Annotated in this window: 7 protein-coding genes and 7 tRNA genes (1 of these 14 running past the window's edge); 13 read left to right on the top strand and 1 reads right to left on the bottom strand. The window is 42.3% G+C overall.

Annotated elements, in window-relative coordinates; genetic code table 11:
- The first annotated feature begins 26 nt into the window (after window positions 1-26).
- From NSQ23_RS01095 to NSQ23_RS01115, 5 genes are all read left to right on the top strand, one after another.
- Window positions 27-1,046 (top strand): outer membrane lipoprotein carrier protein LolA, encoded by a 1,020-nt coding sequence (locus NSQ23_RS01095; protein WP_004888741.1) that lies wholly within the window; start codon window positions 27-29, stop codon window positions 1,044-1,046.
- A gap of 93 nt (window positions 1,047-1,139) precedes the next feature.
- Window positions 1,140-2,297, top strand: a complete 1,158-nt coding sequence (gene alr / locus NSQ23_RS01100; protein WP_339172368.1) for an alanine racemase — start codon at window positions 1,140-1,142, stop codon at window positions 2,295-2,297.
- A 152-nt stretch (window positions 2,298-2,449) separates the two neighbouring features.
- Window positions 2,450-2,731, top strand: coding sequence for a hypothetical protein (locus tag NSQ23_RS01105; RefSeq protein ID WP_003398486.1), 282 nt, complete (start codon window positions 2,450-2,452; stop codon window positions 2,729-2,731).
- Window positions 2,732-2,735: 4 nt separating this feature from the next.
- On the top strand, window positions 2,736-3,086 hold the full coding sequence (gene ndoA / locus NSQ23_RS01110) for a type II toxin-antitoxin system endoribonuclease NdoA (protein ID WP_004888744.1): 351 nt from the start codon (window positions 2,736-2,738) through the stop codon (window positions 3,084-3,086).
- Between the two features lie 57 nt (window positions 3,087-3,143).
- Entirely contained in the window at window positions 3,144-5,309 is a 2,166-nt protein-coding gene (locus tag NSQ23_RS01115) for a Tex family protein (RefSeq protein ID WP_231106964.1), read from the top strand.
- Here NSQ23_RS01115 and cmpA read toward each other — a convergent pair.
- The gene (gene cmpA / locus NSQ23_RS01120; RefSeq protein ID WP_012573928.1) at window positions 5,304-5,417 is read right to left on the bottom strand and encodes a cortex morphogenetic protein CmpA; all 114 of its coding nucleotides are present in this window, start codon (window positions 5,415-5,417) and stop codon (window positions 5,304-5,306) included. The genes NSQ23_RS01115 and cmpA overlap by 6 nt on opposite strands.
- A gap of 72 nt (window positions 5,418-5,489) precedes the next feature.
- On the opposite strand from cmpA, the gene NSQ23_RS01125 reads away from it, so the two are divergent.
- The 8 genes from NSQ23_RS01125 to NSQ23_RS01160 all read left to right on the top strand — a co-directional run.
- Entirely contained in the window at window positions 5,490-5,942 is a 453-nt protein-coding gene (locus NSQ23_RS01125; RefSeq protein ID WP_339172369.1) for a SprT family protein, read from the top strand.
- Window positions 5,943-6,076: 134 nt separating this feature from the next.
- A tRNA-Asn gene (locus tag NSQ23_RS01130) sits at window positions 6,077-6,151 on the top strand.
- 2 nt (window positions 6,152-6,153) lie between these two features.
- A tRNA-Ser gene (locus NSQ23_RS01135) sits at window positions 6,154-6,246 on the top strand.
- 16 nt (window positions 6,247-6,262) lie between these two features.
- Window positions 6,263-6,334: transfer RNA gene (locus NSQ23_RS01140), tRNA-Glu, on the top strand.
- 39 nt (window positions 6,335-6,373) lie between these two features.
- Window positions 6,374-6,446, top strand: a tRNA-Val gene (locus tag NSQ23_RS01145).
- An 8-nt stretch (window positions 6,447-6,454) separates the two neighbouring features.
- Window positions 6,455-6,530, top strand: a tRNA-Asp gene (locus tag NSQ23_RS01150).
- Window positions 6,531-6,656: 126 nt separating this feature from the next.
- Window positions 6,657-6,731 (top strand) — tRNA-Gln (locus NSQ23_RS01155).
- 148 nt (window positions 6,732-6,879) lie between these two features.
- A tRNA-Lys gene (locus NSQ23_RS01160) sits at window positions 6,880-6,935 on the top strand; it runs 20 nt beyond the window's last position.

Here is a 6,935-nt window from a genome sequence, read left to right on the forward strand (position 1 = left end):
CCAAATGAGGTAAAGGGGTTGAAAACATGAGACGAACATGGCTTTTTTGGTGCCTGCTTCTTTTTATTGTAGGCAGTTTGGCCGCTTGCGGAGAAAAGTCGCAACAAGATGTATTAAAGGCGCTCGATGAGAAAGTACAAACGATGTCTGGGTACAAAGCCGAAGCAAAAATGACGCTGCAAACAGGGACGGAGCCACAAGTATATGAAATTGAGATTTGGCATAAGTCTCCAAATTATTATCGCGTGAACTTGAAAAACGCCCAGCGTGATCAACATCAAATGATTTTGCGCAACGACGAAGGAGTATTTGTATTAACGCCTGCACTAAATAAAAGTTTTCGTTTTCAAAGCGACTGGCCGCAAAACGCAAGTCAAGTATATTTGTATGAATCGCTCGTAAAAGACATTTTAGCTGATACGAAAGCGGATTTTAAAGCGACAAAAAACCATTACGTGTTCCAAACGAAAACAAATTATGAAAACAAAAAAATGTTACCGAAGCAAGAGATTACGTTAAACAAAAAAGATTTAACACCGGTAAAAGTGATGGTCATGGATGTCGACTCCCAACCGATGTTAACAGTTGAATTTTCCAAAGTTGAATGGAATGCTTCGTTTGATGATAACGCTTTTGATGTAAGTAAAAATATGACAAGAGCGAAGTTAGAAAATGAACAAGAAGCGACGACAGCAGCAAACCAACAAGCAGCGCCGATCATGTATCCGACATACGAACTCGATGGTGTGAAACTTGCTGAAGAAAAAGAATTTACAACGGCAAATGGCAAGCGGATAGTGATGACATTTGCTGGGGAAAAGTCGTTTACGCTTGTACAAGAAAAAGCGCACGCTATACCGACAGCGAACGTATCGACAACGGTTAAAGGTGAGCCTGTTGATTTAGGGTTTGCCGTTGGAGCGATGGCAAACGGCACGTTGACGTGGACGTATAAAGGTGTCGATTTTATTCTCGCTTCACAAGATTTAACGAAAGAAGAAATGGTTGCGATTGCCCGTTCGGTGCAAGGGAAGGTTATGAAGTAAGACTCGCGCGGCGAGTCTTTATTTTTTGTTGACATGATGCAAGGGCAAAAGAAATAATCAAACGTGAACATATTTTTAAAGGGGCTTTGAAGGATGGAGCAAGCATTTTACCGCGATACATGGGCAGAAATTGATTTAGATGCGATTTTTTATAACGTACAGTCAATGAAACAGCATGTTGGATCTCATGTTGAAGTCATTGCTGTCGTGAAGGCGAACGCTTATGGACATGGGGATATTCAGGTGGCGAAAACAGCGCTTGAAGCAGGTGCAACACGTTTAGCCGTCGCTTTTTTAGACGAAGCGCTCGCTTTAAGAAAAAAAGGCATTTCTTTAGACGTACCGATTCTCGTACTTGGGGCAACAAACCCTCAATATGCGCCGTTAGCCGCTAGTCAAAACATTGCGCTAACTGTTTTTCGAGCGGATTGGTTTGAACAGGCGATCGTGTATGCCCCGTATGAACAACCGTTGAACGTTCACATGAAGTTAGATACAGGGATGGGGCGATTAGGAGCGAAAACAAAAGAAGAAGTGCAGCAAATGATACACGCAATCGAACAGCATCCTAGTTTCATACTCGAAGGAGTATACACACATTTTGCAACAGCTGATGAACAAAATATAGACTATTTTTCGTTTCAATATGACACGTTTCTACACATGCTAGAATGGTTGTCGATTAAGCCACCGCTCATTCATTGCGCCAATAGTGCAGCAGGACTACGTTATCCCGATCGTATATTCAATGCGGTTCGTTTCGGTATCTCAATGTACGGATTAGCACCGTCGCAAGAAATGAAATCATTGTTACCTTATCCGTTAAAAGAAGCGTTTTCGCTTCACAGTCGCTTAACGCATGTAAAAAAAGTGAAAGGCGGAGAAAAAATAAGTTACGGAGCGACATATGAAGCAGAGACAGATGAATGGATCGGCACAGTTCCGATCGGTTATGCTGACGGGTGGTTACGTCGGACGCAACATTTTTCTGTGCTCGTTGATGGAAAACGTGCCCCAATTGTTGGACGGGTTTGTATGGACCAAATGATGATTCGTTTGCCGTATGAGCTTCCTGTCGGTACAAAAGTGACGCTCATCGGTGAACAACAAGGGGACCGTATTTCCGTTGATGATGTTGCCGCGCATGTAAATACGATTAATTATGAAATTCCTTGTACAATTAGTTATCGTGTTCCCCGTATTTTTTTAAAAAACAAGAGTATAATTGAAGTGAGAAATGCGGTATTATAGTAGATAGGTGCAAGGAGAACGGTATTTTTCGAAAAATTTCTACAAAAATTCAACAAATGATGCTGGAAATGACTTTGCATCGCGAAGATGAAATGGTATGATGTAAATTGGGAGCAACTATGTGGTTGTAGTTTAGTTGGAGGTGTGTGTTTGTGTCTGAATCCAGCGCAACAACAGAAATTGTTATTCGGTTACCACAGGCGTTAGTGAGCGAATTAGATGGAATTGTGAAGCAAGAAAATGGCAGCCGAAATGAACTGATTTATCAAGCGATGAAAATGTACATCCGTGAGCGGAAAAAACGTCAAATTCGAGAAGCGATGAGACGTGGGTATATGGAGATGGCGAAAATTAATTTGTCGCTTGCGTCGGAAGCTTTTCTTGCGGAATATGAAGCTGACCACACCGTTGAACGCTTAGTTAGCGGGGGGTAATCTTTTGATTGTCAAACGTGGTGACGTGTATTTTGCCGATCTTTCTCCAGTAGTTGGATCAGAGCAAGGGGGCGTGCGCCCTGTGCTTGTTATTCAAAATGACATCGGGAACCGTTTTAGTCCAACCGTCATCGTTGCTGCCATTACTGCGCAAATCCAAAAAGCGAAGTTGCCTACACATGTTGAAATCGACGCAAGGCGCTACGGATTTGAACGGGACTCTGTCATTTTACTTGAACAAATTCGGACGATTGATAAACAACGTCTGACAGATAAGATTACCCATCTAGATGATGAGATGATGGATAAAGTAGATGAAGCGTTGCAAATTAGTCTCGGTCTTATTGATTTTTAATATGCTGGAAAAATAGCTACGTTGTGTAGCTATTTTTGTTTAGGGGAGGAATTTTGTTTGGAGCTACTAAAGCAACTAGCTGCGCAATTAAACATTCCATTTATACATGTACAACACGTCATCCAACTTCATGAGGAAGGGAATACGATTCCGTTTATTGCGCGCTACCGAAAAGAAATGACTGGTGCGCTCGATGAAGTGCAAATTCGCACCATTTTAGATGAATGGAATTACTTGCAAAACTTAGCGAAACGAAAAGAAGAAGTGATTCGTTTAATCGATGAACAAGGAAAGTTAACGGATGAGCTGAAAGAAGCGATTACAAAAGCAACGAAACTGCAAGAGGTGGAAGATTTATATCGCCCGTATAAACAAAAACGACGAACGAAAGCGACAATCGCAAAAGAAAAAGGGCTAGAACCTTTTGCAGAATGGTTATTAACGTTTCCTAATGAGTCAATTGCAGAGCGAGCACAATTGTTTATTGATGAGCAAAAAGAAGTACATACGATCGAAGAAGTGATCCAAGGAGCGAAAGATATTATTGCTGAAAAAGTGTCAGATGATGCAGCCCTTCGGCAATGGATTCGTCAACAAACGTGGGAAACGGGCACCATTGTTTCTTTTGGAAAAGAAACGGAAAAAGACGAAAAGCGTGTATTTGAAATGTATTACGACCACCGTGAACCGATCGCCAAAGCACCTGCTCATCGTATTTTAGCGATGAATCGGGGTGAAAAAGAAGGAATTTTACGCATTGACATTGACGTAGATACGGACCGAATGACTGCATACATTCGTAAACAAATCGTAACGAACGAACAAGCATCGGCCGCTCCCATTGTTGTGGAAGCGATTGAAGATGCATATAAACGTTTAATTGCTCCGTCAATTGAACGGGATGTGCGAAATGAGTTGACAGAACGCGCGGAAGAACGAGCGATTCACATTTTCGCTGAAAATTTGCGTAATTTATTGTTACAACCACCATTAAAAGGGAAAGTTGTTTTGGGAGTAGACCCGGCGTATCGAACAGGATGTAAGTTAGCTGTCGTCGATGAAACGGGAAAAGTACTTCATATCGATGTCATTTACCCGCATCCTCCGAAAAATGAAGTTGAAAAAGCAAAAGAAAAATTAAAGCAATTACTTCATACGTATCAAGTGGAGCTAATTGCCATTGGGAACGGAACGGCATCGCGAGAGACAGAGCAGTTTGTAGCCGATACAATTTCTGAGTGGGACGGGAACGTGTTTTATTTGATCGTCAATGAAGCAGGGGCAAGTGTATATTCTGCATCAGATTTGGCGCGTAAAGAGTTTCCGCATTTGCAAGTGGAGGAGAGAAGCGCTGTCTCGATTGCCCGTCGTGTGCAAGATCCACTTGCTGAATTAGTAAAAATAGATCCAAAATCTGTTGGGGTCGGCCAATATCAACATGACGTGTCGCAAAAAAAGCTTGAGCAATCGTTGCAGTTTGTTGTTGAAACAGTAGTCAACCAAGTTGGTGTGAACGTTAATACTGCTTCTCCAACGTTATTGCAATATGTATCGGGCCTAACAAAGACGGTAGCTGAAAACATTGTGAAATATCGGGAAGAGCACGGGAAGTTCTCGAATCGCACGCAATTAAAACATATCCCACGCCTTGGCGCGAAAACGTACGAACAATGTATCGGGTTTTTACGTATTTTAGATGGGGATGAGCCGTTAGATCGCACACCAATTCACCCAGAGCGATATGAGGAAGTGTACCAACTGCTACATCGCCTTGGCTTTTCAACAGAGGCGATTGGAAGTGAGCAGTTGCGAGGGGCGCTTGAAGGAATTAACATCGAAGAGGTAGCACAAGAACTGAATATCGGCACATTGACACTTCAAGATATCATCGATGCATTGAATCGCCCGGAGCGTGACCCGCGTGATGATTTGCCAAAACCAATCTTAAAGAAACATGTGTTAAAGATGGAGGATTTAAGAAAGGGAATGGAGTTAGAAGGCACCGTACGAAACGTCGTCGATTTTGGGGTATTTGTAGATATTGGTGTGAAACAAGATGGACTTGTTCATATTTCGAAACTAAGTACGCGATATGTCAAACATCCGCTTGATGTTGTGTCTGTCGGAGATATTGTGAAAGTATGGGTTGATTCGGTCGATTTACAAAAAGAGCGCATCGCTTTAACAATGATTCCACCAACATTGGAAAACACACTGTCATGAGCAGTGTGTTTTCCGATAAAAAAACCAACATTGATTAAGAAGTTTAATTTGTGCGCGATTTTTCTCATAGTATGCACGCCGCATTTGATTTTTTAACCACATCGGCATAATGATCACCTTCAAATTGTTTTTTATTATGTTATGAGTAAAAGAGCCCAATGGTGAAAGGACGGAAGTAAAATGGATGAGTGTGAATTACAGGCGCTTGTTGAGCGCATATCGTTGGATGTATTCCATAAACCATTTCGTCATCGTGCGGTATTTAATGATCGATTACGCACGACTGGTGGGCGATATGTGCTTTCTACACATCATATCGAACTAAATAGAAAATATTATGAGCAGTACGGAGAAGAAGAACTCATTCAAGTCATTAAGCACGAATTATGTCACTATCATTTGCATCTTGAAGGAAAAGGCTATCGCCATCGCGATCGTGATTTTCGCGAATTATTACAAAAGGTACAAGCTCCACGTTTTTGTAAGCCTGTTTTATTATCGAAGACAAAAGAACATTATTACAAATGCACATCATGTCGCTATATGTATGTGCGAAGAAAAGCATTAGATACAACTCGATACGTATGCGGCTTTTGCCGAGGGAAATTGAAAAAAATAAAAAGAGAGTGTTGACAAGTCGAATCTTTCTGTGCTAAATTATAAAGGTCGTCGTCATTCGACGTTCGGCGAAGAAATAAAATAAAAAAGATAGTTGACAGAGCAAAAAAGAGTAAATATAATATAAACAGTCCTTATGATTTGATTGTTCCGCAGTAGCTCAGTGGTAGAGCACTCGGCTGTTAACCGAGCGGTCGTAGGTTCGAATCCTACCTGCGGAGCCATTGGAGAAGTACCCAAGTGGCTGAAGGGGACGGTTTGCTAAACCGTTAGGTCGTTCTTTTACGGCGCGCGGGTTCAAATCCCGCCTTCTCCGCCACGAAGATGATAAACATGGCCCGTTGGTCAAGTGGTTAAGACACCGCCCTTTCACGGCGGTAACACGGGTTCGAATCCCGTACGGGTCATCTTTTGGAGTGCTCATTTTGTTCACTCCATTTTATTTCGGAGGATTAGCTCAGCTGGGAGAGCACTTGCCTTACAAGCAAGGGGTCGGCGGTTCGATCCCGTCATCCTCCACTCTTTGTGGTCCCGTGGTGTAGTGGTTAACATGCCTGCCTGTCACGCAGGAGATCGCGGGTTCGATCCCCGTCGGGACCGCCATTGTTTTGAAAATATTATATCAATGTCGGATAATTTCCCGAATTTCCTGACAGAAATTCTTGAAATTATCCTGCGGTGTTAACTCATGAAGCATATTCGTAGAAGTATTTCATGAAGTTATATCAATGGGCTATAGCCAAGCGGTAAGGCAACGGACTTTGACTCCGTGATGCGCTGGTTCGAATCCAGCTAGCCCAGCCATGAATGTGATGAGCCATTAGCTCAGTAGGTAGAGCACGATCGATTTAGCTTCTTTGAAAAGGCAACAGCGTACCGCTCGAGCTGCTACTTGATTAAGCATACTGAGAGCGGGACGTCAAAAATCTTATTTAAAAACTTTTTTTGAAACGAGCCATTAGCTCAGTAGGTAGAGCATCTGACTTTTAATCAGAGGGTCGGAGGTTC

The sequence above is a fragment of the Anoxybacillus sp. FSL W8-1294 genome (assembly GCF_037965005.1).
In the GTDB taxonomy this organism is placed as follows: Bacteria; Bacillota; Bacilli; order Bacillales; family Anoxybacillaceae; genus Anoxybacillus; species Anoxybacillus flavithermus_G.